Annotated in this window: 26 protein-coding genes, 1 tRNA gene and 1 pseudogene; 18 read left to right on the forward strand and 10 right to left on the reverse strand. The window is 58.1% G+C overall.

The genetic code is table 11. The features are described from left to right. Positions 1 to 31 precede the first annotated feature (31 nt). Together SE86_RS05455 and SE86_RS05460 are read left to right on the forward strand one after the other, a co-directional pair. Complete coding sequence (locus SE86_RS05455; protein WP_117354610.1) at positions 32 to 997, forward strand: ROK family protein; 966 nt, start codon at positions 32 to 34, stop codon at positions 995 to 997. Between the two features lie 50 nt (positions 998 to 1,047). Beyond that, positions 1,048 to 2,364 (forward strand): APC family permease, encoded by a 1,317-nt coding sequence (locus SE86_RS05460; RefSeq protein WP_117354611.1) that lies wholly within the window; start codon positions 1,048 to 1,050, stop codon positions 2,362 to 2,364. Here the strand turns inward: SE86_RS05460 and SE86_RS05465 are convergent. Continuing rightward, on the reverse strand, positions 2,312 to 2,671 hold the full coding sequence (locus SE86_RS05465; RefSeq protein ID WP_117354612.1) for a DsrE family protein: 360 nt from the start codon (positions 2,669 to 2,671) through the stop codon (positions 2,312 to 2,314). The two genes, SE86_RS05460 and SE86_RS05465, sit on opposite strands and share 53 nt — an antisense overlap. A 108-nt stretch (positions 2,672 to 2,779) precedes the next feature. Here SE86_RS05465 and SE86_RS05470 point away from each other — a divergent pair, with 108 nt between their 5' ends. The 5 genes from SE86_RS05470 (at position 2,780) to SE86_RS05490 (ending at position 8,037) form a co-directional block, all read left to right on the forward strand. Next, positions 2,780 to 3,058, forward strand: a complete 279-nt coding sequence (locus SE86_RS05470; RefSeq protein ID WP_117354613.1) for a hypothetical protein — start codon at positions 2,780 to 2,782, stop codon at positions 3,056 to 3,058. A gap of 80 nt (positions 3,059 to 3,138) precedes the next feature. After that, positions 3,139 to 5,082, forward strand: coding sequence for a 2-oxoacid:ferredoxin oxidoreductase subunit alpha (locus tag SE86_RS05475; protein WP_117354614.1), 1,944 nt, complete (start codon positions 3,139 to 3,141; stop codon positions 5,080 to 5,082). Then, positions 5,072 to 6,001 carry a 2-oxoacid:ferredoxin oxidoreductase subunit beta gene (locus SE86_RS05480; RefSeq protein ID WP_174221339.1) on the forward strand — a complete coding sequence of 310 codons (930 nt, stop codon included), beginning with the start codon at positions 5,072 to 5,074 and terminating at the stop codon, positions 5,999 to 6,001. The genes SE86_RS05475 and SE86_RS05480 overlap by 11 nt, the downstream gene beginning before the upstream one ends. A gap of 304 nt (positions 6,002 to 6,305) precedes the next feature. Next, complete coding sequence (hjc, locus tag SE86_RS05485) at positions 6,306 to 6,749, forward strand: Holliday junction resolvase Hjc (RefSeq protein ID WP_117354616.1); 444 nt, start codon at positions 6,306 to 6,308, stop codon at positions 6,747 to 6,749. A 91-nt stretch (positions 6,750 to 6,840) separates the two neighbouring features. After that, positions 6,841 to 8,037: a citrate/2-methylcitrate synthase gene (locus SE86_RS05490; protein WP_117354617.1), complete on the forward strand. Its 1,197-nt coding sequence runs from the start codon at positions 6,841 to 6,843 to the stop codon at positions 8,035 to 8,037. A 37-nt stretch (positions 8,038 to 8,074) separates the two neighbouring features. Here SE86_RS05490 and SE86_RS05495 read toward each other — a convergent pair whose 3' ends face one another. From SE86_RS05495 to SE86_RS05505, 3 genes are all read right to left on the reverse strand, one after another. Continuing rightward, a complete protein-coding gene (locus SE86_RS05495) occupies positions 8,075 to 8,905 on the reverse strand; it encodes an ABC transporter permease (protein ID WP_117354618.1) in 831 nt (276 codons plus the stop codon). Continuing rightward, the gene (locus SE86_RS05500) at positions 8,902 to 9,894 is read right to left on the reverse strand and encodes an ATP-binding cassette domain-containing protein (protein WP_174221340.1); all 993 of its coding nucleotides are present in this window, start codon (positions 9,892 to 9,894) and stop codon (positions 8,902 to 8,904) included. The genes SE86_RS05495 and SE86_RS05500 overlap by 4 nt, the downstream gene beginning before the upstream one ends. A 106-nt stretch (positions 9,895 to 10,000) precedes the next feature. Beyond that, entirely contained in the window at positions 10,001 to 11,104 is a 1,104-nt protein-coding gene (locus tag SE86_RS05505) for an MFS transporter (protein ID WP_117354620.1), read from the reverse strand. A 133-nt stretch (positions 11,105 to 11,237) separates the two neighbouring features. On the opposite strand from SE86_RS05505, the gene SE86_RS05510 reads away from it, so the two are divergent. From SE86_RS05510 to SE86_RS05535, 4 genes and pseudogenes are all read left to right on the forward strand, one after another. Beyond that, positions 11,238 to 11,813, forward strand: a complete 576-nt coding sequence (locus tag SE86_RS05510) for a DUF998 domain-containing protein (RefSeq protein WP_117354621.1) — start codon at positions 11,238 to 11,240, stop codon at positions 11,811 to 11,813. Between the two features lie 524 nt (positions 11,814 to 12,337). Beyond that, the gene (locus SE86_RS05520) at positions 12,338 to 12,649 is read left to right on the forward strand and encodes a hypothetical protein (RefSeq protein ID WP_117354623.1); all 312 of its coding nucleotides are present in this window, start codon (positions 12,338 to 12,340) and stop codon (positions 12,647 to 12,649) included. Between the two features lie 79 nt (positions 12,650 to 12,728). Further along, complete coding sequence (locus tag SE86_RS05525; RefSeq protein ID WP_117354624.1) at positions 12,729 to 13,097, forward strand: PLP-dependent transferase; 369 nt, start codon at positions 12,729 to 12,731, stop codon at positions 13,095 to 13,097. Between the two features lie 320 nt (positions 13,098 to 13,417). Beyond that, positions 13,418 to 14,113 (forward strand): annotated as a pseudogene (locus SE86_RS05535) (PLP-dependent transferase); the annotation flags it as partial. A 75-nt stretch (positions 14,114 to 14,188) separates the two neighbouring features. Here the strand turns inward: SE86_RS05535 and SE86_RS05540 are convergent. Further along, a tRNA-Thr gene (locus SE86_RS05540) sits at positions 14,189 to 14,261 on the reverse strand. 177 nt (positions 14,262 to 14,438) lie between these two features. Between SE86_RS05540 and SE86_RS05545 the strand changes: the two genes are divergently transcribed. The 4 genes from SE86_RS05545 (at position 14,439) to SE86_RS05560 (ending at position 20,225) form a co-directional block, all read left to right on the forward strand. Then, positions 14,439 to 15,356 carry a hypothetical protein gene (locus tag SE86_RS05545; RefSeq protein WP_117355149.1) on the forward strand — a complete coding sequence of 306 codons (918 nt, stop codon included), beginning with the start codon at positions 14,439 to 14,441 and terminating at the stop codon, positions 15,354 to 15,356. 130 nt (positions 15,357 to 15,486) lie between these two features. Continuing rightward, positions 15,487 to 17,220 carry an adenine deaminase C-terminal domain-containing protein gene (locus SE86_RS05550; protein WP_117354626.1) on the forward strand — a complete coding sequence of 578 codons (1,734 nt, stop codon included), beginning with the start codon at positions 15,487 to 15,489 and terminating at the stop codon, positions 17,218 to 17,220. 1 nt (position 17,221) lies between these two features. Continuing rightward, complete coding sequence (gene guaA / locus SE86_RS05555) at positions 17,222 to 18,775, forward strand: glutamine-hydrolyzing GMP synthase (RefSeq protein WP_117354627.1); 1,554 nt, start codon at positions 17,222 to 17,224, stop codon at positions 18,773 to 18,775. Between the two features lie 43 nt (positions 18,776 to 18,818). Further along, positions 18,819 to 20,225, forward strand: a complete 1,407-nt coding sequence (locus tag SE86_RS05560; protein ID WP_117354628.1) for an IMP dehydrogenase — start codon at positions 18,819 to 18,821, stop codon at positions 20,223 to 20,225. A 1-nt stretch (position 20,226) separates the two neighbouring features. On the opposite strand, the gene SE86_RS05565 is transcribed toward SE86_RS05560, so the two are convergent. The 4 genes from SE86_RS05565 to SE86_RS05580 are packed head-to-tail and all read right to left on the reverse strand — an operon-like array spanning position 20,227 to position 24,212. Then, positions 20,227 to 21,201 (reverse strand): ABC transporter ATP-binding protein, encoded by a 975-nt coding sequence (locus SE86_RS05565; RefSeq protein ID WP_117354629.1) that lies wholly within the window; start codon positions 21,199 to 21,201, stop codon positions 20,227 to 20,229. Next, positions 21,201 to 22,019 carry a carbohydrate ABC transporter permease gene (locus SE86_RS05570; protein WP_211096514.1) on the reverse strand — a complete coding sequence of 273 codons (819 nt, stop codon included), beginning with the start codon at positions 22,017 to 22,019 and terminating at the stop codon, positions 21,201 to 21,203. Before SE86_RS05570 ends, SE86_RS05565 begins: the two co-directional genes overlap by 1 nt. Next, positions 22,016 to 22,840 carry a sugar ABC transporter permease gene (locus SE86_RS05575; protein ID WP_117354630.1) on the reverse strand — a complete coding sequence of 275 codons (825 nt, stop codon included), beginning with the start codon at positions 22,838 to 22,840 and terminating at the stop codon, positions 22,016 to 22,018. Before SE86_RS05575 ends, SE86_RS05570 begins: the two co-directional genes overlap by 4 nt. 19 nt (positions 22,841 to 22,859) lie before the next feature. After that, entirely contained in the window at positions 22,860 to 24,212 is a 1,353-nt protein-coding gene (locus SE86_RS05580) for an ABC transporter substrate-binding protein (RefSeq protein WP_117354631.1), read from the reverse strand. Positions 24,213 to 24,352: 140 nt separating this feature from the next. Here SE86_RS05580 and SE86_RS05585 point away from each other — a divergent pair, with 140 nt between their 5' ends. Continuing rightward, complete coding sequence (locus SE86_RS05585) at positions 24,353 to 24,691, forward strand: hypothetical protein (RefSeq protein WP_117354632.1); 339 nt, start codon at positions 24,353 to 24,355, stop codon at positions 24,689 to 24,691. 225 nt (positions 24,692 to 24,916) lie between these two features. Next, positions 24,917 to 25,300, forward strand: a complete 384-nt coding sequence (locus SE86_RS05595) for a hypothetical protein (RefSeq protein WP_117354634.1) — start codon at positions 24,917 to 24,919, stop codon at positions 25,298 to 25,300. 133 nt (positions 25,301 to 25,433) lie between these two features. On the opposite strand, the gene SE86_RS08010 is transcribed toward SE86_RS05595, so the two are convergent. Beyond that, the gene (locus tag SE86_RS08010) at positions 25,434 to 25,598 is read right to left on the reverse strand and encodes a hypothetical protein (RefSeq protein WP_158543138.1); all 165 of its coding nucleotides are present in this window, start codon (positions 25,596 to 25,598) and stop codon (positions 25,434 to 25,436) included. Positions 25,599 to 25,781: 183 nt separating this feature from the next. On the opposite strand from SE86_RS08010, the gene SE86_RS05600 reads away from it, so the two are divergent. Next, the gene (locus SE86_RS05600) at positions 25,782 to 26,753 is read left to right on the forward strand and encodes a hypothetical protein (protein WP_211096515.1); all 972 of its coding nucleotides are present in this window, start codon (positions 25,782 to 25,784) and stop codon (positions 26,751 to 26,753) included. Positions 26,754 to 26,768 lie beyond the last annotated feature (15 nt).

The following is a 26,768-nucleotide window of genomic DNA, read 5'->3' on the forward strand; positions in this document are numbered from 1 at the left end:
CGGGAAAAGCGCGATCGCCTAGGGAAACTCTATGGGAAGGGTAGTAGCTGTAGACATAGGCGCCACTAACCTGAGGGTCGCCGTCTTTGAGAACGACAAGCTGATATCACACAGCAGGACCCAGACCCCAAGGGCAGGTCCCCAGGACCTCATAAATGCCATAGCTCACCTCATAAGGGGGCTGGCGGGCGGCGAGGACTTTGACTCAATAGGGGTTGCCTCGATAGGTCCCCTTGACCTTAAGAGCGGCGTGGTGCTCTGGGCTCCCAACCTCGGCTATGGCAACGTAAGCCTCAGGGACTCCCTGGGCAGGGAGTTCAGGAGGCCCGTCTACCTCACAAACGACGCCCTCGCTGGGGCCTGGGCTGAAAAAGTGCTCGGCTCAGGGAAAGACGTTGACGACCTGGCCTACGTCACCATGAGCACAGGCCTCGGCGTGGGAGCGGTCGTTGACGGCAATCTCGTTGTTGGCAGAAGGGGGAACGCCCACGAGCTTGGTCATGCCGTTGTAAACTTCGAGTCTAGCCTAAGGTGCGGCTGCGGGGGCCTCGGGCACTGGGAGGCCTACGTAGGGGGCAGGAACATACCGAGGACTGCCCAGCACGTGGCGTCCCTCTGGAAGGGAGACCGCACCAGGGCCTATGAGCTAGCAGCCCAGGGATCGCTGAGCCCTGAGCTCCTCTACTCCATGGCCAGGCAGGGCGACGAATTCGCAAAGTACGTGGTCAGCTACATCAACAGGGTCCACGCGGCTGGCATGTCAACGCTCGTGACAGCGTACGACCCGGAGGTCATATTCGTGGGCGGCAGCATTTTCCTCTACAATGAGGACCTAATAAAGCCTGAGCTCGTAGAGTACATGAAGGAGTACGTAGGGGTCTTTGGCGTGCCGAGGATAGAGAGGTGCACCTTTGGTGACGACCAGGTGCTATATGGGGCCGCGGCCACGGCCATAAATCCTCCCCGCGCTATAGCTAAGTATGCTTATAGGCCGTGAGCAGCAATGGTTAAAATTAAGCCCTGTTTAGCTGGATAGGGTATCCAGGCTTGGACAATGATCTTAAGAAAGCCTCAGTCCCAGCCTACATGGTATTTGCCCAGTCACTCAGCTCCATAGCTCCCCTGAGCTCGACCGCCGCCCTCCTGACGATTGTCATGTCACAGTCCCTGGCCTCCGCCCCCCTGGCGACCATAATAGGGGTAGTCATATACGGCCTCTGGGTCGCCATAGGGTACAGCTACTCAAAGGCCGTCGCCTCCTACGGCGGCACCTATGAGTTTGCGAGGAGGTCAGCGGGGGAGGGGGTGGCCAGGGCCGTTGGGTGGAGCTACTGGCTAAGCTACATGATCTACCTCTCGGCCATATCATCATACCTGGCTGGCGCCGTACTTCCAATGCTGATCCCAGCCCCGCGCTGGGCCATCGCCCTGATAGCCCTTGGGGTGCCCGCGGTCGTGACAGGTCTTGTAATAACCGGGACCACCGCTCCTCTTACTGTGACCATGTTCACATCAGTCGCTGAGGTGGCCATGATAACCTACGTGGGCGTTGATGTTCTCTCGAGGGTTGGCCTTAGGCCCCTGACGCTCAGCGTCAGCACCTCTGAGCTCCTGGCAGGCTCTGTTGCAGCGGCCTTTACTATGGCAGGCGGAGGCGCCTCCTTCTTCATGGGGTATGAGGCGAGGAACGGCGCCAGGGACGTGAGCAAGTCGTTCCTTGCAGCGTTCCTGGTCGGCGCATCAGTCATAGCCTTTGCGTCATACTATGAGGTTGCGGCTGTGGGCCTTACTAATAGCGGGGTCTCATCACTACTTGAGATCACCCGGTTCCCCGGCCTCTGGGTTGCTGAGAGGTTCGCGGGCAAGTGGGCTACGTATCTTTACCTGGCGCTCACGCTTAGCAGCCTCGTGGGCACGCTGACCGCGGCCTCCATGGCGGTGCAGAGGCTCACCCACGCACTGACTGGTGTGAGGCTCAGAGGGTCAGCTTTGATCAGCCTTGCAGCGGTGCTTGCTGTGAACTCGCTGGGCATCGTGATGGGCCCTCTCAACGTTTACTTCTACTCAGTGCTCGTCTCACTGGCGGCACTCTTCATCTCACACTCTATAATATCCTCTCTCTACGTGTCGTTCTCAAGGAGGCAGCTGGGCAGCGTCGGCCCTGGAAGGGTGGCGCTGGCCGCTGGGGGCGTAGTGGTTATGATGATGGGCCTCTACTTTGAGGTCCTCTCGCTTGGGGCGCAGGCGGCCGCCGTGGGCCTGGCACCGACGCTGTTAGCCCTTATAGCTGGGGGCGCGAGCGGCCGCGTCGCTAGGGCTTTACATAGGCGTAGCCCTCCCGCTCAAGCTCCACTATCTTCTTAACACCAGAGTCCACGACCTCTACTCCGTCTACCAGGTCCTCCCTCCTTATGCCCAGGGTCCTCAGGGATATGGAGCAGACGTAAAACTTCACGCCCATGCTCATAAGCTCGTTTATCTGCTCCCTGGTGAAGTCGTCCAGAGAGCCCTTCATAATTGCCAAGGGCCCCCTGACGTTAAAGACAAACGCCACCTCGGCGTTCCTCTCGCCCACGCTGTCAAGCAGGTTGTAGGCGTTCCTCAGGGCTACCATGAGCTTGTCCCTTGAGTCCTCGTCAACGTGCATCACAGCCCTGTACGCCCCTCCCACTTTCTAACACCAGGCTAGGCCTGGTCCATGAGACTTTAAAGCTCTGGGCGCCCTGGGCCTCATAAAGCGTTTAACTTTATTGATTACCTGGCCCAGCTAGGAAGGGCCTTGGACAACGCGTGCTCAACCTGCGCCTACTGGAGACCTCACGTGGTTTACCCATTTGTTGGCCTCTGCACCGCCTGGGGAAAAATAACAATGGATGACGATAGCTGTGAGAAGCACGCAGAGTTAAAGCTTGACCCCAAGTCATTCTACTGGGTCCCTGAGCTCCGCACGAGGGTCACTGGCGAAGAGGCCCAGCTCCTTGTTAAAAATGGCGTAAAGGTCTACGTCGCTGCCTACGTAGACCCTGACGTGAGGGAGGAGATATACGGCGCCTTCTAACGGTTAAGCCGTTTTTATGCTTAACCTATGTTTGCTTAATAAGTTCTGGTGCCGCCACACCAGCCTGGGCGTCAGGTGACATGGAGAGTAGCAATACCGTAGACTTAGATGTCATTATAGGCGGCCCACAGGGCGGCGGCATTGAGTCGTCGGGCCAGATGATGCTCAGGGTCTTTATGATTAAGGGCTATGACGTCTTTGGCATAAGGGAGTACCACAGCGACATAATGGGAGCGCACAGTTACTACAACGTAAGGGTGAAGGCGATAAAGCCCAGGAGCGTCAGGCTCCCGGTTGACGCTCTGCTGGCTCTCGACGCTGAGGCAATTTTCACGCACTACAATGAACTCAAGGAGGGCAGCTTCCTGATATACGACGTGGATTCCACTCAGACAAGGATAGAAAAGATAGCGCCGATGGAGCCCGAGGTCAAGGAGAGGGTCATAGAGGACCTCAAGTCAAAGGGCGTAGAGCCCGTGGCATCCGAGCTCGTAAAGTACCTCTCTAAGAGCGGCGTGAAAACTATAGGGCTTCCCCTGAAGGACCTCCTTAAGGCCACGGCAGACAGGCTTAAGACGACGGTCGTGAGCGTTTCAAAAAGCGTTAATACAATGACCATAACTGCCCTGGCGACGGTGCTCGGTATAGACATCAAGGCCGTCGAGAGGTCCATAGAGCTGTACTTCGCTGGCAGGAAGAGCATTGTAGATTCTAACGTTGAGGCCGCTAGGGTCACCTTTGATTACGTTAAGAACAACTTTGGCCTTGGCAAGGAGATACCGGACGGCCCTCACAGGGGCAAGGTCAGAATGATAGCTACAGGTAACGACATAGTTGCTATGGCTAAGATCGTGGGCGGCGTCAGCCTTGAGACGTACTACCCCATAACGCCAAGCCAGGACGAGGCCTTCTATATGGAGTCTCACAGGGTCTTCGACCTAGACGAGGAGGCCAGCAAGGCCCTTGGAAACAACAAGATGAGCGCGCTGACGTTGCAGGCAGAGGACGAGCTAGCCGCCCTCAACATGGCAATAGGCGGCGCCATAGCGGGCGCCAGGGTTGCGACCACGACTAGCGGCCCAGGCCTCTCGCTTATGAATGAGGCCATAAGCTTTGCCGTCATCACCGAGACCCCTGTGGTTATAAGCGACTGGATGAGGACCGGACCATCAACCGGGATAGCGACTAGGCAGGGCCAGCAGGACCTGCTCCACGCGATATTTGCAGGCCACGGCGAGGCGCTGCCGAAGATAGTCATAGCAAGCGGCGATCATATTGAAGCCTACTATGACACTATCAAAGCCCTCAACTGGGCGGAGGAGTTCCAGGTGCCAGTCATACACCTGCTTGACAAGTACATGGCTGCCAGCATGATGAGTTTTGACAGGGAGGACGTGGACCCATACAAGGTGCCCCTTACCAGGGGGCTCTACGTGACCTCGCCTGGGCAGAACTACAAGAGGTATGAGATAACCGACACTGGTGTAAGCCCGAGGGCGCCGCTCGGCACCACAAGGTTCCTTGTGAGTAGCCTCGAGCACAATGAGTACGGCGTTGTGACCGAGGACCCAGTCACTAGGGAGAGGATGATGCTGAAGAGAATAAAGAAGATGGAAACCATAGAGAAGGGCATCCCGGACTCTGAGAAGGCGGTGCTTCACGGTGACCCGGACGCGAAGATAACTATAGTCTCCTGGGGCTCCACCAAGGGGCCCATTCTCGACGCCATGGAGAGGCTCAAGACTGACGGGCTGCGCGTCAGGTTCCTGCAGATAAAGACGTTCCTGCCGTTCCCCAAGGACGTGGTAAAGGGCATCATAAGCTCCTCAGACGACGTGATAGCAGTTGAGAACAACGCCTTCGGCCAGATGGTGATGGCCATAAGAATGTTCACGGGCCTTGACATAAAGAAGAGAGTGGCCAAGCTCAACAGCAGGAGCCTCATGGAGCAGGAGGTTTACAATGGAGTTAAGAAGGCGCTTGGAATGAAGGAGGGCCTGGTGGTGGTGAGCGATGGCTCGTAACTGGATGGACTACAAGACTGACGCCTGGGTCCAGTGGTGCCCCGCCTGCGGCAACTTCGGCATACTTACAGCAATGCAGAGGGCGCTGGCGGAGCTTGACCTGCCGAACGAGAAGGTCACCATAGTCTCAGGCATAGGCTGCTCCAGTAGGATGCCATACTACGTAAAGACCGCCAACGTGCACACACTTCACGGCAGGCCAATACCAGTGGCCCAGGGGATAAAGCTGGCTAACCCAGACCAGGTGGTCATAGTCGCCTCTGGCGACGGCGACCTGCTGGGCATAGGGGCCGGCCACTTCGTCGCGGTGGGCAGAAGGAACATAGACATAAAGGTGCTGCTGCACGACAACGCAGTCTACGGCCTCACCAAGGGCCAGGCCTCGCCGACGCTGCCGCTTTATGCTAAGACCAAGAGCCTTGGCCAGCCAAACGTGCAGGGCGCTGTCAACCCGCTCATGCTGGCATTCGCGAGCGGTTACACCTTCATAGCCAGGGCCTATGCTTATCACATAGACCAGCTGAAGGATATGATAAAGGCTGCCATAAGGCACAAGGGCACCTCCCTGATAGACATACTTCAGCCGTGCCCGACCTACAACGACATAATGACAAAGGAGTGGTATGAGAAGAGGATCTACTACCTAGACAAGGAAGACCCAAGCTGGGACCCGAACGTTGAGAAGCCAGAGGACATGAAGAAGCTGCCAAAGATAATTGAGAAGATGCTTGAGTGGGACTCCAGGATACCTCTGGGCATATTCTACAGAAACACCATGATCGAACCATTCGATGTTAGGATAGAGAAGATAATGCCAGGCTACCTGCAGATGCCACCAGCCAAGAGGCCAGTCGAGGTTAACAAGAGGGCCCTTACAAACCCGTTTGACGCCTTCAAGGACAGGCTGGTTCCAACGTGACAGCTCATCTTCACACGTTCATCTTAATTGTTTTACGTCATTTGTTACCAGGCATAAAGAGCCCTCTAATCTCATCCGCTGGGCCTGCCGCCAGTGGCCTCGTGAGCGGCTGCTGAGCCCAGCTTCACGGAGGCTCGTCTGAGGAGGCCTTGGCGGCTTTTCTTTATATAAAAAGGATCTTCCACCCTAGGGCTTTTAGATAATGCCATAAAATCGCACGAACTGCTAGCGCAGCCAAGCATTAACTTTTAAGGAAATATGAAAAGCTATTTAGAGCGCTGAACACCTTCGTAAGGCGAGAGGCTTGTTGAGGAACCCGAAGGTCAAGGGCTCTAGGGCTGAAAACGAGCTGGCGGACACGCTGTGGGAGAGGGGGTTCGCCGTAGTCAGGGGACCCTCTAGCGGGGGAGGCTCAAGGAGGCGCTTCCAGCCAGACCTCGTGGCAATAAAGGACGGCAGGGTTGTCGTGATTGAGGTCAAGTCAAGGTCCGACGAGGGCCCCCTTTACATAAGCGCTGAGCAGGTCATGGGTCTATCGGAGTTCGCCAAGAGATCTGGCGGCATAGCGCTGCTGGCCTTCAGGCTAAGGGGCGGCGAGTGGAGGTTCCACAGCATAGACGAGCTCGTTCCCACAGGGGCCAGCTTCAGGCTCGACGACCCCGCCTCAGGCATGAAGCTCAGGGACGTTGAGGAGCTCCTGGAGAGGAGGCACAGGGACATAACTTCGTATTTTAAAAAAGAACCTTAATTCGACAAGGCTTGACCTGTTAGATACAACTGACCTCTAACTCTCTTAACTGGGTTCCTGTCACCGTAAGAGCTGGCGGAGGTAAGCGGTTTTGTCTAAGCAGGTTGAGTGTCAGTATGATGAAGGACCCCTGGGAAGGAGGATCGTAGTTCCTAAGGGCCTGGACAACGTCATAGTTGACACCACAAATATAAGCGGCGTTGACCCCACTGGCAAGGCTACCATATACCGCGGCTACACAATCGATGACATAGGCGCCAACGCGGACTTCTACGAGGCGGCCTTCCTGATACACTATGGCCACCTGCCTAACAAGAAAGAGTACGACGAGTATAGGAAGAAGCTCGACAGCTACAGGGCCGAGATACCTGAGAAGCTTATAGATGCACTCAAGGTGGTTCCGAGCACCCACCCAATGTACTACGCCCAGTACGCCTACAACCTCCTGGGCCAGTTCTACGCTCCCGAGTGGCCCCAGAAGGCCTCCTTCGAGTTCCTTGAGGAACACGCCATGAGGCTCATAGCCCTGACGCCGTTCATATTCGCTGCCGCCTGGCACCTGCCAAGGGATGGGGAGCTCTACAGGCCCGATCCAAGCCTGCCACACGCCAAGGACGCCCTGAGGATGATACTTGGAAGGATGCCAAGCGACCTTGAGGCCAGGGCCTTTGAGGCCACGCTGGTCCTCTACATGGACCACGGCTTCAACGCAAGCACCTTCACAGTAAGGGTTGCCGCGAGCACGCTCACCGATATTTACAGCGCAGTGGCCGCTGGCGTGGCGTCGCTCAAGGGACCCCTGCACGGCGGTGCCAATGAGCAGGCCATGAAGATGCTCCTCGAGGCCCAGGCACAGGCGCAGGCCAAGGGCATACCGCTTGAGGACTACATAGAGCAGTACATCAAGGACAGGCTAGCAAGGAAGGAGCTGATAATGGGCTTTGGCCACAGGGTCTACAAGATTCACGACCCGAGGACCGATGTAGCTAAGAAGTTCGTGGCCCAGCTGCCTAACGGTGACATGTGGGTCAAGGTCCTCGCCAAGTCAGAGGAGGTCATGAAGAGGGAGAAGAACCTGCCGGCCAACATAGACCTCTACACAGGAGTCCTCTACTACCAGCTTGGCATACCAATACCGATGTACACGCCAATATTCGCCATGGGCAGGATAGTTGGCTGGACCGCGCACTACATAGAGCAGTTCATGAACAACAAACTAATAAGGCCTGACGAGAAGTACGTTGGGCCCACGGACCTCAAGTACGCACCCATTGGTGAGAGGAAGTAATTTTCTTTCTCCTAAAATGTTTTTATTAAATTTTTTATTAATAGTTTTCTAGTATCTTCAGGCTGACGAACATACCTGCGCTGACGAACACCACCGTTATGCCCAACAGTATTACCCAGTCCTCAACTATGTTAAAGCTATGTAGACCCAGCAGGTTGTACCTGACTATGTCGACAGTGTACGTTATTGGGTTAAACCTGGCTATGTCCTGTAGCCACCACGGCATCTGCCTTAGCGGGAAGAGGGCTGGCGAGGCGAACATCAGGGGCAGGTTTACCAGGTTGACTATGGAGAACATGACTTCTTGGTTGTCAACTGAGAAGCCTATGGCCTCAAACACGCTTATGAAGGACATGCTGAGCAGGGCTATCGCTACTCCGGCCTCTACAAAGTTAAGGACGTTGAAGTCGAGGCTGAAGCCGAGGGCTATTGCTATCACTAGGAGCACTGTCTCGTAGAAGAAAGACCTTATGAGCGTGGCTATCATCTTAGCGAAGAATATGCTTGACCTAGGGGCTGGGGTCATCCTGAGCCTGTTCATGCTGCCCAGCCTCTTCTCAAACACTATGTTCACGCCCCCGAAGACTGACTGGAAGAAGGCGAAGACCACGAACATGCCTGTGGCCAGGTAGGAGAAGTAGTCGGTGGTCCCGAACAGCTTGAGTAGCGTCTGGTCGATGTACTGCTTAACTATAATCGGATTGGCTGCCTGCAGGCCGGCAGCCGAGAACATGTTGACAAAGTTCAGGCTTTTTCCAAACAGGGCGAGCCATGCCACGGGGGTTATAAGGGATATAAAGAACGTCCCCCTCCTGCCCACCCACTTCTTGAGCTCCCTCTCGACGAGCACGCCCGTCTCCCTTATCATGATCTCACCGCCCTCATGAGCCTCCTGAACTTGAAGGCGTCGAACGACTCCTCCTCCCTGAGCCCGTGGCCCGTCAACTCCAGGAACACCTCCTCCAGGTTAGGCCTCACGACCCTCAGTTCAGTGACGTCAAAGTTGGAGAGCAGCTTTATGAGCTGGGGCATGGCATCCGCGGAGGACTCCACCTTAATGACAACATACCCATTCATCTCCTTCACGTCGTTGAAGTCCTTCGAGAGCGCCTCGATGGCCTTTGTTGTCTCGGCATCACTCTTGAGCTTAACGTAGATCCTGTCGCCCTTAACCTTAGCCTTCAGGTCCTCCGGCGTCCCCTCAGCCACTATGTGGCCGTGATCTATTATGGCCACCCTGTCAGAGAGCTCCTCAGCCTCCTCCATGTAGTGCGTCGTCAGTATAACCGTGACCCCCTCCTTCTTGAGCTCCCTTACAAGGTCCCATATGTGCCTCCTGCTCTGCACGTCGAGCCCTACTGTGGGCTCGTCCAGGAAGACAACCTTTGGGTTGTGCACTATGCTCATGGCTATCTCAAGCCTCCTCCTCATGCCGCCGCTGTAGTACATCACCCTCCTCTTGGCGGCGTCCTCAAGCTCCATGAACTTTATGGCCTCCCAGGCCCTCTCCTCCGCCTCCTTGCCACTGTAACCATGGAGCCTTGCCATCAGGAGCACGTTGTCAAGGCCTGTGAGCTCGTCGTCTGCTGTGAGGTCCTGCGGCACGACACCTATGACCTTCCTCACCTTGGTCCTCTCCCTCACTACGCTGTAGCCCTCGACTAGGGCGTCCCCCTCTGTGGGCATCCTGAGTGTCGCAAGCATTGATATAGTCGTTGTCTTGCCGGCCCCGTTGGGGCCGAGCAGGGAGTAGATCTCGCCCCTCATCACCTTGAAGTTTATGTGGTCCACGGCGAGCAGGCTACCATACCTCTTCGTCAGGTTCCTGACGTCTATGCTTATGTCTGGCGTGGGCATCACCTACAGGGGCTGATATATCTAACAGCTTTATATATTTTCGTTCTATATTACTTACGATAATGACCTTGCAGTAAACAGCTCGTTACGAAGGCTTCTGAGACCGTTAAGTTGCAACGTAAAGGAAGGGGATGGTCACAGCGTTCGCGATGGCCAGCGACGCCGCCTCCAGCAGCAGGCCGTCAGGGAGGGCCAGGCCTGCCAAGGGGAACGTCCAGAGGCTGGCAGCCATGTTGACCATGTTTATTACTGCCAGCGACGTGGCGCTGCGGCCCCTCCCGTAAGTGTCGACCGTGTAGGCGTAGTAAGCGCTGAAGGCGACGTCGACCAGGAGGCCGTTTATAAACGAGGCTGCTAGGAAGAGCTCGTAGGACCTGGTGTATATCAGAAGGTAGCTCAGCGATGATATGAGGAGCAGGAGGGCCACGGCGCGCCTGCTGAAGGACCACGACCTGGGAAGCCATGCGAGCGAGAAGCCTCCTACGGCAGCGCCCGCAAACATCAGGAGCGTGAGGGAGCCAGAGGAGTACGGCGAGGCCCCAAAGTAGAGCTTCGCTATGGACGGGAGGAAGAAGCCGAAGGCGTAGGACGCCCCGAAGCTGCCGGCGCCCGCCACGCCTATCAGCAGGAGCCCCCTCCACGATATGGTCCCATCTGCTACAGGCGCGGGGCGGCCGTTGAACTTTATGAAGGCAGCAGAAAGCGCCACCATCACTATTCCCAGGAGGCCCGCCAGGAGGGTTCCGAGCCTCCAGCCGAGGACCCCATCTACAAGCCCCCAGGCGAGCGCCATGAGGCCGCCTATGTTAAAGGCCGAGTTGAAGAGGCCCATGAGCGCCGCTGAGGAGGCCCCGCTGACGCTCACCAGGACGAAGCCGGCTGGGGCGAAGAAGAGGCCCGTGCCCAGGCCAGCTAAGAGCCTGAGGCCCACCGCTTCCCAGACGCCGTTAGCGAAGTACATGAGCATGTCGGAGAGCGAGAGCACCAGGAGACCCAGAATAAACGTGTTCCTGGCCCCTATCCTGGCCGAGAGTGCCACGCTGACCAGCTGGGTTGATGCTGCCCCAGCTATGAAGGCCAGGGGCAAAATGCCAGAGACCCACGCGGGGGCCCTGTACTCCGTAAGTATCTGCAACATGGCTGGCGCCAGCACGTACCACTGCATCGAGTAGATGACCCTCGTCACCAGGAGCGTTGCCTCCTGCCTCAAGGCCTGCCCGCTCGCAGGTTCAAGAGGTCTGAATATCAACTTTTAAAATAATAGCATTGCTTTCACATAATACTAGTATTGACGCTAAGTGTTTTTATCTGCAAACTTGAGAAAATACTATGGCGCAGGCCTTATGAAATACACGAGGCTTGCTGGCTACTCGGTCTTCGTTGGAGCGGCCCAGTTCCTCATACTCATGATAGTGGCTGAGGCAATATACCCCGGCTACAGTGTCTCCCAGAACTACATAAGCGACCTGGGCAACCCAAGGCTGGCGCCCTCAACGCCTCACGCGACCATATTCAACACATCTATAATACTGCTTGGGCTCCTCCTAATAATCGGCGGCTCCATCCTTGCGTACAAGGAGAGGGGAGTTACCGGTAGGCTTCTAGGCGTCCTGGTGGCCATCTCAGGCTTGGGGGCCGCCGGCGTCGGCTTCTTCCCTGAGGGCTCCCCCTATGACCTGCACGTCATTTCATCCCTCATAGTGTTCCTCTTCGCCTCCCTGGCCTCTTACCCGGCGTCCCTCTACAGGGGCCACAGGAGCCCGCTGTGGGGGGCCCTGGGCACTATAGGCCTAGTGGCGCTGGCCCTATACATAGCCAAAGACTACATGAGCCTCGGCTGGGGCGGCATGGAGAGGATGATAGTCTACCCCAACCTTATGTGGGCCCTCGGGTTCTCAGGGTCTCTCATGACGAACTGACGTTAGAAGCCCACCATATTAAGCCCGCCTCTCGCAGAGGCTGCACATGAATGGGAGTAAAAGATTGAGAAGTAAAAGGGCACCGTTTTTCACGGTAGGCATGGATGACGTTAAAGGAGTCCTTTTACTTCAGAGCTTCGACAGAATCATAGGCGTCGCCAAGAATGAGGAGCTCCTAATGGAGATGAAGAGGCTCTCGGCCGAGGGATCCAAAGGCCCTCCAGTGCCACGTGGAGCAGGGCCACATGAGGGCATGACTCAGCTGCATAGGCAGGGACAGCCCGGCCTCCCTGCTGGAGGGCGTTAAGGGCGCCGTGAGCCTGCTTGACGAGGCCGTGACTGCCTGGGACCCTGGGCTACCCAACATGCGGCCTCGAGTTCAGGTGCATCTACCCGCGGGGCAGGGCGCTAAGCCCTAGACGGTACCCAGGGCCAAGAGGGCACCAGCGCTGTATAACCTATAGGCCTTCCTCCATTTAGAAACATTTTTAGCCTAGGAGGGCACGTATAATGTTAGTGAGAGCTTGCCCTCAGCGTCACTTGACGAGGCCACAAGAGCTTCGCTAGAGCTAGCTCGTCTGGCAATGATAGACTCAAGGCTGGCCTCAAGGGAGGGGCTGAGCGACGCAGCCAGGGCCCTTCAGGCGCTCTCTGAAAACGCCATGGTTATAGCTAAGTACCTGACGAGCGGCAGCATAAGCGCCGTGATCTCAAGGCTGGAGAGCAGTGACATGAGGGAGCTGCTGGCCTACGCCTCGCCAAGGACAGCCGAGGCCTATGAGAGTCTAAGGTACTACCTCACTTACCTCCAGGGGCTGCGCAGCAGCTCGCGTTAAAGCCCCCCTCTAAAATCCTTTCCCACTGTACTGCGACACACAAAACTTTTAGCCCAGGTACCAGGTATCTGGTGCGCGCTTGCCAGAGGGCACGGACATAATAAGGGCTCAGTATTACAATGACCCATTCCAGGCTGTTGTTCCACCCGTGTACCTGAGCGCTGCCTTCGGCTACGTAAGCGACGAGCTGGCAGTTAAGGACGACAGGGGGCGCGTTGTCAGGTACTCAAGGGAGGTTAACCCAACCCTCAGGCCCCTGGAGAGGGCTGTGGCCTCGCTCGAGGGCGCCGATGACGCCTTAGCCTTCAACTCCGGCATGAGCGCCATATCAACGGCTGTCCTGGCCCTTGCCAAGGGTGGCCTGAAGGTACTGATAACCATGGAGCTCTACAGTTTGACAAAAGCGAGAGGCAAGCCTCGCCCCTGGAAGGGGTGGGGTAAGGCATAAAATTCCTGAGCACTTAAAGTTGCGTGAAACATAGTGTCCCCGCAAGGGGATGCCCCAATAGGGGCCCACATATCCCCGAGTCCCTGGGACCCAGAGGATGGGGGCAACTCCCAGCGAGGGGTAGGGGTAAAGGGCCGAAGGCCCGGCCCGCGGCCTGCCGCTGGATGAGCGGAGCGGGGTGGGCGCGTACCGCGCCCACTAGCCATGAGGTGATGAAGGTGAAAGCGATAAGCCGCAAACCAGTAAGCCGCCCTAAGGGAGCCCTTGCTCTTTAGGGCTGGGAGGAGGTCAGGAGGGTCTACCCGTCCACGGAGAGCCTCGTGGAGGCCCTCACGAGCTCTAAGTACGACCTGGCCTTCATGGAAGTCATGTCAAACCCAACCCTGAAGGTGATAGACGTCCGTGAGGTCACCCGCGCCGCCGCGGAGGCCGGCACGCAGCTTATAGTTGATAACACCTTCACTACGCCGCTGCTCGTGAAGCCCATTAAGGCTGGGGCCTCCGCCGTCGTGCACAGCAGCACGAAGTATCTAGCCGGTCACAATGACGTAACTGGCGGGGTCGTGGCGACCAGTAAGAGCCTGAGCGGGAGGCTGTTGGAGTGGAGGAGCAAGCTGGGCACGGTCCAGCAGCCCCTAGAGGCATACCTAGCCTACCGCGGCCTCAAGACACTGCCCCTCAGGCTTGAGAAGGAGAGCAGAACTGCCACGGCCCTAGCTGAGTTCCTGCACGACAACAGCAATGTTGTGCAGGTCCACTACCCTGGACTAAGCGACGACCCCTACCACCTCCTAGCGTCAAGGCTGTTCGAGAGGCCGCTCTACGGCGGCGTGCTCTCATTTAAGGTGAGGGGAGGAAGGTATGACACTATCAGGTTTGTCAGGGGCCTAAGGCTGGCCAGGGTGGCCCCAAGCCTCGGCGGCACAGAGACGCTCGTCACGCTGCCGGCCCTGACGGCGTCAAGCCACATGCAGCCCGAGGAGAGGAGGACGCTTGGAATAGACGACTCCCTGATACGCATCTCCGTAGGCCTTGAGGACCCTGAGGACCTAGTGGAGGACTTTGCAAGGGCCCTCAGCTGCTCAGCTAGGAGCCGCCGCCGGGACTTGAACCCGGGACCTCTGCCTTACCAGGGCAGCGCTCTACCGGCTGAGCTACGGCGGCGCGGGCCCGTTCAGGGGGCCCAGACTTTCCCTTGCTAAAGCTAGTTTTAACCCTTATGCCCGGTTGACGAGGTAGCAGCGCCGCTGACTCTTGTGCACGCGTCGTAGGGACCGGTACAAAGCCTTATAAATGCACACCTAACATTAAGAACTCTAGGCGAGTGTGCACATGAGTGCTATTAGCTGGGTCAACTGGCTGCTCAACCCACCAGCCGGGCTGTCGCTAGGCATGATAATACTGATCTCCTACGTGCTCGGCCTCCTGCACGGGGCCACCCCGGACGAGCACACGTGGCCAATAACCTTCAGCTATGCAGTGGGCAGCTACAGCACAAGGAGGGGCATGAAGGCCGGCTTCCTGTTCTCACTAGGCTTCACGCTTCAGAGGGCCCTGCTAACCACTCTGGGGTTCCTTGGATTGGCCTACTTCTATCAGAAGTACAACCTGGATGGTCCAGTTTACATAGTTGTCGGCATAGTGATGGCCATAGCTGGCTCCTACGTGCTCAAGGGAAAGTACGTTCACCTTGAGTTCGACAGGCTGCTGGGCAGCAGGACGCACTCGAAGGAGGCGGAGAGGAGGAGCATCTATGACCAGCTGAAGGACGTGCCCCTCAGGATGACAATAGTGCACGGCCTCATCGCTGGCTTCGGGTTCGGGGCCTACGCCACGATCATAACCTTCATACTAGCGCCCAGGGTTGGCTCAATACTTTACGCCCCCCTGCCAGGCGTCATGTTTGGCCTTGGAACTATGACCATGCAGATAATATTCGGGGCCCTGTTCGCCAACATAGCTAGACTCAAGGGCCTCGGCGAGGGTGACATAAAGAAGCTGGGGGCTGCCACTGCAGGCAGGACCCTGTACTACGGCGGCATAGCGTTCGTGCTGATAGGCGCCCTCGTGGTCGCTATACCAGCTATTGACAGCTTTGCGATAAGCACGGGCAACCCCATACCTAACCTTAACGCTATTGACATAGGGTTCCTGCTCGTGCTCATAGTGGTCGGAGGCATAGGAATAGCGAGCATTATAAAGTCCTACAGGGACATAAGGTCCTTGAAGTCCGCCGGACCCACTAAGACGGCCGCATAACCCTTACACAGCCAAAAATTTCTATGTATTCTCTAGCAGTTAAAAGCTAAACTTATATTATAAGCCTACAGCAAGACTATTAACCACTTTCGCTAATCGCTTAGCACAAATAAAGAGTCAGGTGTTATAGTTGACTATCGAGAGAAACCCTAAGCCTGAGCCCCAGGAGCTAGTTCAAGCCTCCAGGGCAGCTCTTGGCCTTGAAGACCTTGACATCGTGATAAGGAGGGCGGAGGTGGTTGACGTCTGGGGCAGAAGGACCATGAGGGCTGACGTGGGCATAAAGGGAAGAATAATAGCGTGTGTCGGCGAGTGCAGGTCGCGCGCTAGGAAAGAGGTTAACGCTGATGGCCTCTACCTAGCCCCAGGTTTCATGGATGCCCACATGCACCTTGAAAGCACCTTCCTGGGCCCCTACGAGTTCTCTAAGGAGCTCGTGAGGCACGGCACCACCGCTGCCTTCGTGGACATACATGAGGTCGGCAACGTTCTCGGCATCAAGGGAGTTTACGCCGTGGCTGAGGCCTTCAGAGGCACGGCGCTTAAGGTGTTCCTTCTGGCTCCCCCCAACGTGCCCCCCTCCAGGAGGGTTGACGACATTGGGGGTGCCAGGATAAGCTACGACGAGGTCACGGAGGCCGCCCTCAGGCTCTCAGGCGTAGGCGAGGTCATGGACTTACAGTCAATAGTAGAGGGCGACGATGAGCTTATGGAGTTCGTGACGAGGATTTCCACCTCAACCATAGTGCAGGGCCATATGGCCGGCCTCAGCAGCGCCGAGCTGAACGCGTATGTGAGCCTTGGCATAAGGAACGACCACGAGGTCACCACTAGGGAGGAGCTGCTTGAGAGGCTGTCTAAGGGCGTCTACCCATTCGTCAGGTTTGGCTCAAGCTGGAGGGACCTTGACAGGGTGAGCGACCTCGTCTCCCGCTACTCGCCGCTCATCCCCCTCGTTGCTGATGATATACATGCCCTGCACCTGGTCAGGGAGGGGCACCTGGACAGGGCTGTCAGAAGGGCAATAGAGCTCGGCGTCGACCCGCTGGACGCCGTAAGGGCGGTCACCCTGGCCCCGGCCCTGGCCTATGGCCTTGAGCCATGGCTTGGGTCCGTCGCCCCTGGCAGGTTTGCCGACCTGGTCCTGCTGAGCTCCATGGATGCCAGGCTTAGGGTTGTGCAGACCTTCATAAATGGCTCAGCGGTGGCCTGCAGAGCTCAGATAATACCTGAGGAGCTCAAGGCCAGCAGCGTTGACATCAACTTTATGCCGTCACTTGATCTTAAGGTGCCCATGGAGCGCGGCGTCGTCGAGGCTAAGGTTATTGAGCTCGTCAACGGCTCAAGCCTAACTAAGGAGTCCCTGGAGGCCGTAACCGTGGAGGGCTGGAGGATCAGGCCTAAGGGAAACCTGTCTGAGGTCCACGTCATTAACAGGTACGGGAAGCCCTGGGAGGGCTCCGGCCTCCTAGGCCTTCGTGTCGAGGGCGCCATAGCCTCATCGGTTGCCCACGACACGCATAATATTGTGATAGTTGGGACCGAGAGAAGCTCTATGGAGGCCGCCCTGGAGGCCGTGAAGAGGGGAGGCGGCGGCATAGCCTTCGCGCTTCGCGGCGAGGTCAAGGCACTCCTGCCGCTCCCAATAGCTGGACTCATGAGCGACCTGAGCTCTGAGGAGGTCGCCTCGAGGCTTGAGGGCGTCACCTCTGAGCTGAGCAGGGCGTGCAGCTGCGACGGTGACCTCCTGCTGAACCAGCTGCAGCTCCTGACGCTCCCTGTGATACCTGAGCTCAGGGTCACTGACAGGGGGCTCTACAGCGTCACCAGGAGGTCCTACGTGCCCCTGCTGGAGGTGCGCTGAGGTGTCGTGGAGCCCCTCACTTGAGCACGACACGGTGCTGGTGATAAGCTTCGGCGGCCAGTACGCCCACATGATATCTAGGAGGGTCAGGGACCTTGGCGTCTACAGCGAGGTGCTGCCCTACACGCTGGCAAGCGAGGAGGCTGTTAAGTCAAGGAAGCCCAAGGCTGTGATACTCTCAGGGGGGCCCAGTAGCGTCTACGAGCTCGACGCCCCGACCGTGGGGGACTGGGTGCTGAGACTTGACGTCCCCGTGCTCGGCATCTGCTACGGCCACCAGCTGATAGCTAAGCTGAGCGGGGGCTCCGTTGAGAGGGGTGTCGGGGAGTACGGCAGAACGAGGGTAGCCCTGGCCGAGAGGGACCCCATATTTGACGGCTGGGGCGACGAGGAGGACGTCTGGATGAGCCACTCCGACTACGTCGCCTCCGTGGGCCCCAGGGGCAGGGTGCTGGCCAGGTCCAAGGAGACGGGCTACGTAGCGGCCATGAAGGTCGGCGACAGGGTCTACGGGGCCCAGTTCCACCCCGAGGTGAGGCACACGGAGAAGGGGCTGAAGCTCATAGCCAATTTCCTCTTCAGGGTCGCCGGCGCCAGGCCCACGTGGAGGGTCGAGGACCTCGCCGAGAGGCTTATAGACGACGTCAGGTCCAGGGTGCCGCCGGGCGAGAAGGCCATAATAGCCGTCAGCGGCGGCGTCGACTCAACTACTGCCGCAGTCATAGCCAGGAGGGCGCTCGGCGACAGGGCGGTGACAGTGTTCATCAACCATGGCCTGCTGAGGGAGGGGGAGGCTGATGAAGTCCTCAGCTCCCTGAGATCCCTGGGCCTTGACCCAATTTACATAGACGCCTCCCAGCGCTTCCTGGGCGCCCTCAGAGGCGTCTCGGACCCTGAGCAGAAGAGGCTCGTAGTGGGCAGGGTGTTCGCTGAGGTATTTGAGGAGGTCGCCAGGTCCGACCCGTCAATAAGGTGGCTCGTGCAGGGGACGACGTACCCTGACGTGATAGAGAGCGGGGCCGAGGTTGGAGCCGACAGGATAAAGAGCCACCACAACGTCGGCGGGCTGCCGGAGAAGCTGGGCCTGAAGGTAATAGAGCCCCTCAGGTACCTCTACAAGGACGAGGTCAGGAGGCTCGGGCTGTCCCTCGGCGTTCCAGAGGGCATAGTGCTCAGGCACCCGTTCCCTGGGCCTGGGCTGGCGGTCAGGATAATTGGGGAGGTCACTGAGGAGAAGCTTGCTACAGTCAGGAGGGCCTCTAGAATAGTTGAGGAGGAGCTGAGGAGGACAGGGCTCTATGACAAGGTGTGGCAGGCCTTCGCTGTGGTGGGCGACGACAGGTGGGTCGGAGTCAAGGGGGACAGGAGGGCGTTCGGCTACATAGTGACTGTAAGGGTCGTTGAGAGTGAGGACGGCATGACTGCGGACTGGGTCAGGCTTCCCTATGAGGTGCTACAGCGCATAGCGTCGAGGATTACCTCAGAGCTGCCCCAGGTGACCATGGTCACCTACGCCATAACCACCAAGCCGCCGTCAACCATAGAGCCTGTCTAAGAGTTTTAAGCACATCATGGCCCGGCAAGCTCAGGTGAGCGGCATGGGCTTCCTCGGGAAGCTGCAGGGCGCCGAGAGGCTCTTCACGTTTGACGACGTTTACATAGTGCCCGGCAGGGCGCCGCTGGACCCAAGCAAGGTTGACGTCAGCACCAGGTTCAGCAGGCGCGTGAGGCTGCTGATACCGATATCCTCTTCACCCATGGACACCGTGACGGAGTACGAGATGGCTGTAGCCATGTCGCTCATGGGCGGCATAGGGGTCATTCACAGGAACATGCCCAGGGAGCAGCAGGCTGAGATAGCCAGCAGGGTGAAGAGCGCCCCGCCTGTGCCTACGTCGCGCATATATGTTGCCCCTGAGGATGACTGCGATAAGGCGTACGACTACCTCAGGTCCCTAGGCCTCAGGGACGCCCCCGTGGTGTCCCAGGACGGCAAGCTGGTCGGCCACGTCAGGGTCAGCTCCCTGAGGGGCTGCGGGGGAGGGCGCGTGGCACAGGTGATGGAGGCCCCGAGGCCGTTTGAGGTCAGGCGCCTTGAGGAGGCCCTGAGCTTCCTTGAGTCAGGCGGCTCTGACACTCTGCCCCTGGTGGCCGCGGGCTCCTACGTGGGTACACTCACCTTCGACTCCTCCCTGGACAGGGTTACGCCGTCGCTGGACAGCGAGGGCAGGCTGCTCGTGGCGGCCGCAGTCTCCCCCTTTGACCTTGAGAGGGCCAGGCTCCTCGACAAGTACGTGGACGCGCTGGTGACGGACGTGGCCCACTTCCACAACGACGAAGCCATGGCTGCCGCTAAGGCTATGGGCAGGGAGGTCTCAGCTGACCTCGTCGTTGGCAACGTTGGCACCAGGGAGGCGGCAGTTGACGCCCTGACCATAGTTGAGAGGGTGGACGGGCTCAGGGTTGGCATAGCTGGGGGCTCAATATGTACCACCTCAAGCGTCGGCGGCGCCTACGCCCCGGCCCTGTGGGCGGTTGCCGCCGTCAGGGACGCCCTGGACGAGCACGGGGCCAGCGACATACCTGTGATAGCAGACGGCGGCATAAGGTCGTCAGGCGACATAGTCAAGGCCCTGGCCGCTGGGGCCTCGAGCGTGATGCTCGGCTACATGCTCGCCGGGACAGACGAGGCGTCAGCGCCGCTGATAAGGATCGGGGAGGCGGCCTACAAGCCCTACAGGGGGATGGCCAGCAAGGGGGCCATGGAGAGGAGGTTTGCAGTGGACAGGTACACGAGGGCCTCAAAGAGGGTAGCTGAGGGGGTAGAGGGCGTCGTGCCCTACAGAGGCTCAGTGATGTCGGTGCTCGCCGACCTCGTGGAGGGGGTCAAGGCAGGTCTTGGGTACGCCGGGGCCTCAAACATAAGGGAGCTCTGGGAGAGGGCCAGGTTCGGGGTGGCAGTCCCAAAGCAGGTGCCGGGGGAGCTCTTCAGGACTGGCCAGTGAGCTACCTCTCCACGAGCCTCCCATCCCTGTAGAGGTTGTACCTGGTCACCTCAAAGGCGACCGTGTCCCCGACGTTGTAGGGCTCACGGCTGAGCAGGATTATTGAGGACTCGCCGTAGTCGCACATGAGGTACCTGAGCTCCCCGACCACCTCAAGCGAGTAGACCTGGCACTTGAGGTTGCCCCTGCCAACCTCTATCCACTCCGGCCTGAAGCCCACTTCAAACCCCTCCTTGCCGACAATTTCGCCCGGCAGGAAGTTCATTGGGTGGTCGCCTATGAACTGGGCGACCCACTTGGTCGTGGGCCTCTCGTAGAGCTCAAGTGGGGTTCCAACCTGCTCGAAGACACCGTTGTGAAGCACAGCTATCCTGGTCGCCATGCTCATGGCCTCCTTCTGGTCGTGGGTGACGTAGACGAAGGTCTTCTTCAGCTCCATGTGTATCCTCTTCAGCTCCCCCCTGGCTATAGCCCTCATCCTGGCGTCAAGGTTGCTCAGGGGCTCGTCCAGCAGGAAGAAAGCCGGATCTCTAACTATGGCCCTAGCCAGGGCCACCCTCTGCTGCTGGCCCCCGCTTATCTGCGTCACGTTCTTATATAGTATGTCCGTTATGTTAAGAAGCTTGGCCACCTGCTGGACCCTCCTCTCAATCTCGTCCTTAGGGTAGTGTCTCATCTTGAGTGGGAACGCTATGTTATCATGCACGTTCATGTTCGGGTAGAGGGCGTAGCTCTGGAAAACCATCGCTATGTTCCTCTTCTCCGGCGGCAGGTTCGTAATGTCCTTGCCGTCGACTATGATCTTGCCGCTGTCAGGCCTCTCTATGCCTGCTATCACCTTAAGCAGCGTCGACTTACCAGCGCCGCTGGGGCCCAGCACAACGAAGAACTCGCCGTCCTCTATCTTCTGCGTTATGCCGTTAAGCACAACTGTGCTCCCGTACCTCTTAGTTATGTTGACAAGCTCAATCGTCATCAGGCCGCCCCCTTGAGGCCACCAGAGATGTACTGTCCCTTGAGGTACCTCTGGAGGCCATAAGTTAATATTATTACCGGCACGGTGAAGACGACAGAGAAGGCGGCGCCGGCCAACAGGTTTCCCCTGGTGATGTCCGTGTAGATTGTCACGGGGAGCGTAGAGTGATAGGGCATCAGGAGTATGGCGTAGGTGAACTCGTCCCATGAGAACATCCATGATATTAAGTAGGCTGCCGCTATCCCGGGCGCCGAGTTTGGAAGGAGCACGTAGCGGAGCCTGTTGAACAAGTTCGCCCCATCTATCATGGCCTGGTGCTCCAGGTCCCTCGGTACGGCTGAGAAGGTGCCCTGAAGTATCAGGGTGGCCAGCGGCAGGGTCACCAGGGTCTGGGCTAGGGCCAGGCCCACCACCGTCTCGTAGAGCCCCGCCCTGATGAACTGCACGGCTATCGGTATGCCTATAATCACCCCTGGCATTATGTTTGTCAGCAGTATCAGCACGAGCACAGGGTAGGAGAGCCTGGAGGGCAACCTGCTGAGCCCGTAGCCCGCTGGTATCGCGAGGGCCAGAGTTATGAGGCCCACCAGCGTCGCCGTCTCAACGCTCTTCAGGAATGGGTCTATGAAGGCGGTGCCGCTGAGCGCGGCAACCAGGTTGGCCAGGGTCAGCTCCTTAGGCACTAGGGGCGGGTAGGTAGATATTAGCGTATACTTGGGCGGCTGGAAAGCTATGAGTATCAGTATGTAGAGCGGGAACAGGAAGAGGGCGGAGAGCAGCCCAGCAGCCACGTATATTAGGGCCCTTGACGCCCTCACCTTCCCCTCACCCTAAGTATGAGCACCAGGAAGGCAAGTATGAACACCAGGAGTATCGTGGCGGCGGCCAGTGAGGGTCCAACGGCTGGGAAGCTCGTCGTATAGAGCTCATAGGTTAGGGTCGTCAGGAGCGGCGGGTGGTAGCCTATGAGTATCAGCGGCAGGGCGAATATGTTGAACTCCTGTACGCCCCTAATTATTAGGGCTATCGCTATGAACTCCCTCAGGTTTGGCAGAGTAACGTAGAAGAACCTCCTTATGGGCCCAGCGCCGTCCACGGCAGCCGCATAGTAGAGGTCCTGGGGTATCGCTGTCATGCCTGCCAACAGTATGAGGGCAACTATGGGCGTGTTCTTCCAGGCGTCGGAGAGTATGACGACCAGGAGGGACATGGCGTCGTTAGCGTACCAGTTTATTCCCCTAAGCCCGAACAGGTGGAGTATTGAGTTCGCGTAGCCGCCTGTCACCTCGAATATGAAGCTGAAGGTCACAGCTGCGACGACAGTGGCCACACCCATGGGTGTTATCATTATCGTGGAGACGGCCCTCTTGCCCTTGAACTCCTTCGTGAGGAGGCTGGCCACCGCGAGTGCTAGGGCCAGCTGCACGACCAGGGCGCCCACGGTGACTATTATGGTGTCAACTACGGCTTCGCCTAAGCCCACGGACTCGAGGAACCTGTAATAGTAGAGAGAGAACCTGCCGTTAGGAAGCACAAAGCTGGAGTAAACAGCCCTAAAGGCTGGGTACACCACGAAAAAGGCTATGTACGCTAGAGCTGGGACTACTAGAAGAAAAAATCTAAGCTCGTCGCGCCTCATTCAGGACCCCTCATCTGGCCTAAGGCACGTAGAGCGGCGCGAAGTAGCCCTCCTCGTACTCCTGCGCCACGGTGACATTGTAGGTGGTCTTAAGGTAGTTGTACATCTGCTGGTTGTAATAGCTCAGTATGCTCGGTATCTGGCTGTAGGGCGCGTGGTCGACTATTATCTTAGTGAAGGCCTCATCGGCCAGGGTGTTCCACTCGGTCTGCCACGCTACTGGCAGCCTGAAGAACGGGTACTTGAGCGCCTGCTCCAGGGCGGTGTAGATGCCGCTTATGTTTGAGGGCAGGTTCTGGTACGCCAGCTCGTTCACGGCCGGCCAGCTGAGTAGCTCTATGAACTGCCTCTGGACCTGTGGCGACAGCAGGAACTGGGCGAACTCCAGGAGCGTTTGTATGTGCGTTGCTGTCTTAGGTATGGCCAGCACATCACCCCCCACCAGGTGGTCGTTGTTGACTGGCCCTGAGGGGCCTGGGTAGAAGCTTATGTTGTTCTGGGCGCCGGCTGGCACTATGTAGGTCGACCATATGTAGGGCCACTGGTAGTCCAGTATGAAGTAGGCGCCTTCCAGCAGCCCCTTGTAGCTGCCCCAGTAGCCGTGTATGTACTCAGGCGCGAAGTACTGCGAGAGGTTGTAGAGGAACTCGAAAGCGTAGACGTCGCCAGAGTCGTTGAAGAGCAGCGGGTTGCCGCCCGCCTGGACCATCCACTGGTAGAGCTCTGTTGCCGTGCTGGCGCCGCCGTGGCCCTGGAACATCACTGGCTTAATGCCAGTCTTGTTGTATATCAGCTCGGCGTCGTAGAGCAGCTCGCTCCAGTTCTGGGGGGAGGGTATGCCGAGCTTCTTGAAGAGCGTGGCGTTGTAGAAGACCAGGGGCACGTTGGCCCTCAGCGGCACGAAGTATATGGCGTGGAACACGTGGGTCTCGTACTCAACTATCGACTTCATAGAAGGTATAAGCGAAACGTTTGACAGCAGCTCGTTCACGTAGGGCGTCAGGTTCAGCAGGTAGCCGCCGTATATCAGCTCCCCTATCACCATGTTGTCCTCGCCTATTATCACGGGCTCCCTCTTGTTGGCCTGGACCAGCGCCTCCACGTCACTAGCTATCTCGCTGGCGCTGGCGTCTATGTAGTCAATCTTTACGTTAGGGTGCGTCTTCTCGAACTCGGGCAGAATCTTGGTCTCAAAGACCTGGGCCTCTGTCGGTGATAGGTCGTCATAATAAGTAATCGTGATCACCTTTGTGGGGTGGTAAGTGGCCACGAAGACGCCAGCGACTACGGCAACTATGACCACCACAATTATTACGGCCAAGACCGTGGTTGAGACAGACCTCCGACTACCTTTATCCCTAGTTGCATGCATACAGAAACACCTCGCCGCCCACTGGTTCCTTTTCTCTGCACAAAGGGTTTAAATTCGCATTTGCCCCACTAATTTCTACTCAAAACAGTAAAGCTTGAGCGTCAGGTTAGCGTTAAATAGGCCAAGGGCCCAGACATGCGGTGCTAGGTCTGGGCTGGCCCGTAGACCTCTCATCCGGCCTCCTTCTGACCCTCGCCAGCTTCGCCGCCCTCAGGGACTCACTAGAGGCCCTTGGCTTCAAGTTAAGGCTCAGCGCTGGCGCCCTAGGCTCCGTGATAACGCCCGTGCTGACCTCCATGCCCAAGCTTATGGTGGTCCTCTGCTCAATTGCAGCGTACGGGAGGGCTGGCGGCTACGACGTGACCGAGGGCACGGTGATAGGGAGCCCTTTTGTAGTGTCAGCGCTCGCGCTGTCGGCTCTCATACTCGTGACCGGCGCTGTCAGAGGACGCCGCTCAGGGGCGACGGGTCCCTCGTGAGGTCCTTCATGGCGTTCGCGGCAATATTCCCAAGCGTCGCGCTGCCCTCCCTGCTCTACGACCTCAGGGTCAAGTACGCTGTGGCGCTGCCTGCTGGCCGCGCTCTATGTAATCTTCGCGATATTACAAGTCGGCTCGGGCGGAGGGCTCGAGGAGGGAGGCCGTGGGAGCAGGTCGCTTAAAGTCACGGCCGCGCAGCTGGCCCTCTCGGCCGCAGGCATCTACGTGGGCTCAGGGCTGCTCGTGGGCGAGGTCCTGGGCCTCTCCGAGCTCGTCAGCGCGTCGCCCCTTGAGGTCTCCATACTGATAGTCCCAGCCGCCACGGCTCTGCCAGAGTCCATAGTGGCGCTTCTCTGGGAGCTCAGGGGCGCGCGAGCTTGCAGTAAGGGCCCTCATGGGCGAGACTCTGTTGTACGCCACCGTATACCCCCTGCGATAGGCATTATTGCTGCGCCATGGAGGCTTGACCTCCCAGCCCTAGAGGCTGTAGCGGGCACCGAGGCCGCCGTCCTGGCAGCGTCACTGAAGCTGTCCAGGGGCGGCCTCAGCTGGAGGACCGCGGCGGTCGGCCTGAGCGGGCTCGTTATCTACACACTTCTCCTGTGCTGACCTCATCGAGGGCATAAGGGCAGGTCTTGGGTACGCCGGGGCCTCAAACATAAGGGAGCTCTGGGAGAGGGCCAGGTTCGGGGTGGCAGTCCCAAAGCAGGTGCGGGGGAGCTCTTCAGGGTGGGCCAATAACCTACTTCTCAGCAGGTTTCCCGTCCTTGTAAAGGTTATACCTAGTGACCTCGAAGGGCACGGTGTCACCCACGTTGTAGGGCTCGCGGCTGAGGAGCGTGGGCGAGAACTGGCCGCAGCCGCACGTGAGGTGCCTCAGCCCGCCCACAACCCCTATTGAGTCCACATGGCACCTCGAGTTACCGCTGGTATGCTTTATGCCAGCATGGAGTTAAATCGCATATGCCCACAATATTTTATTATTAAAACTTAAAAAGCGTACAGGAAGAACACGCAACTACTATTACCATTTTAAGCCTGAAAGCTTCGATGGATGCCTTTTTAGACTACAGGGTCCTTGATCAGAGAGGTGCCAAGGCTGAGCTGGCAGCTAAACGTCGCTGCGGGTTTCCTGCTGACGCTGCTATCTTCCGCAGCCTTAGGCGACGCCCTTGAGGGCCTGGGCTCTGAGCTTAGGCTCAGCTCTGGGGCCCTGGGCTCGGTCGTAACGCCTCTCATGACGTCGCTTCCTGAGCTCGTCGTGGTGCTATACTCCCTCATCATATATGGCGCCAAAGGCTACGGCGTCGCCGAGGGCACGGTCATAGGGGAGCCCTTCATAATTTCATCACTGATGCTTCCAGCCCTCATAATCCTGGCGACATTGATGAGGAGGGCGCCCCTCAGGGGCCACCAGTCCCTTGTACAGCCCTTCGCTGTCTTTGCCGCATTCTTCCCCAGCGTCGTCCTCCCCTCAATAATCTACGATTTAAGAGTTAAGTATGCCGTGGCGATCTTCCTGGCCGTCATATACGCTCTCTTCATGATGAGGCAGGCCAACTCAGGGGGTGAGCTTGAAAGGGTCTCTGAGCCCCTGCTCAGCAGGCGGCTCGGCCGCGCTGGTATAGCGATGCAGCTGACCCTCTCAGTCCTCGGCATCTACTTCGGCTCTGAGCTCCTGGTGCAGGGGGTCCTGGAGGTCTCAAGGGCTGTTGGCATTCAGCCGCTTGAGGTCTCCATACTCCTAGTCCCAATGGCGACGGCGCTGCCCGAGTCTGGCGTAGCATTCGCGTGGGAGCTCAGGGGCCACGACGAGCTTGCCGTGAGGGCCATGGTAGGGGAGATAGTGCTCTATGCCACCGTGTACCCAGCGCTAGGAATTATTGCGGCCCCCTGGAGGCTTGACCTACCAGCGGTTGAGGCAGTCATAGGTGCGGAAGCGGCTGCCCTGACGGCCGCTCTGGAGCTCTCAAGGAAGGGGCTCAGCTGGAGGACGGCACTTGTGGGCCTCGGCGGCCTGGCTCTTTACATTGCCATGCTAAGCGCGGGCGCCCACGGCTAGGCTTACAACTGAAAG

Origin of the sequence: Acidilobus sp. 7A (assembly GCF_003431325.1) — an archaeon.
Lineage (GTDB): Archaea > Thermoproteota > Thermoprotei_A > Sulfolobales > Acidilobaceae > Acidilobus.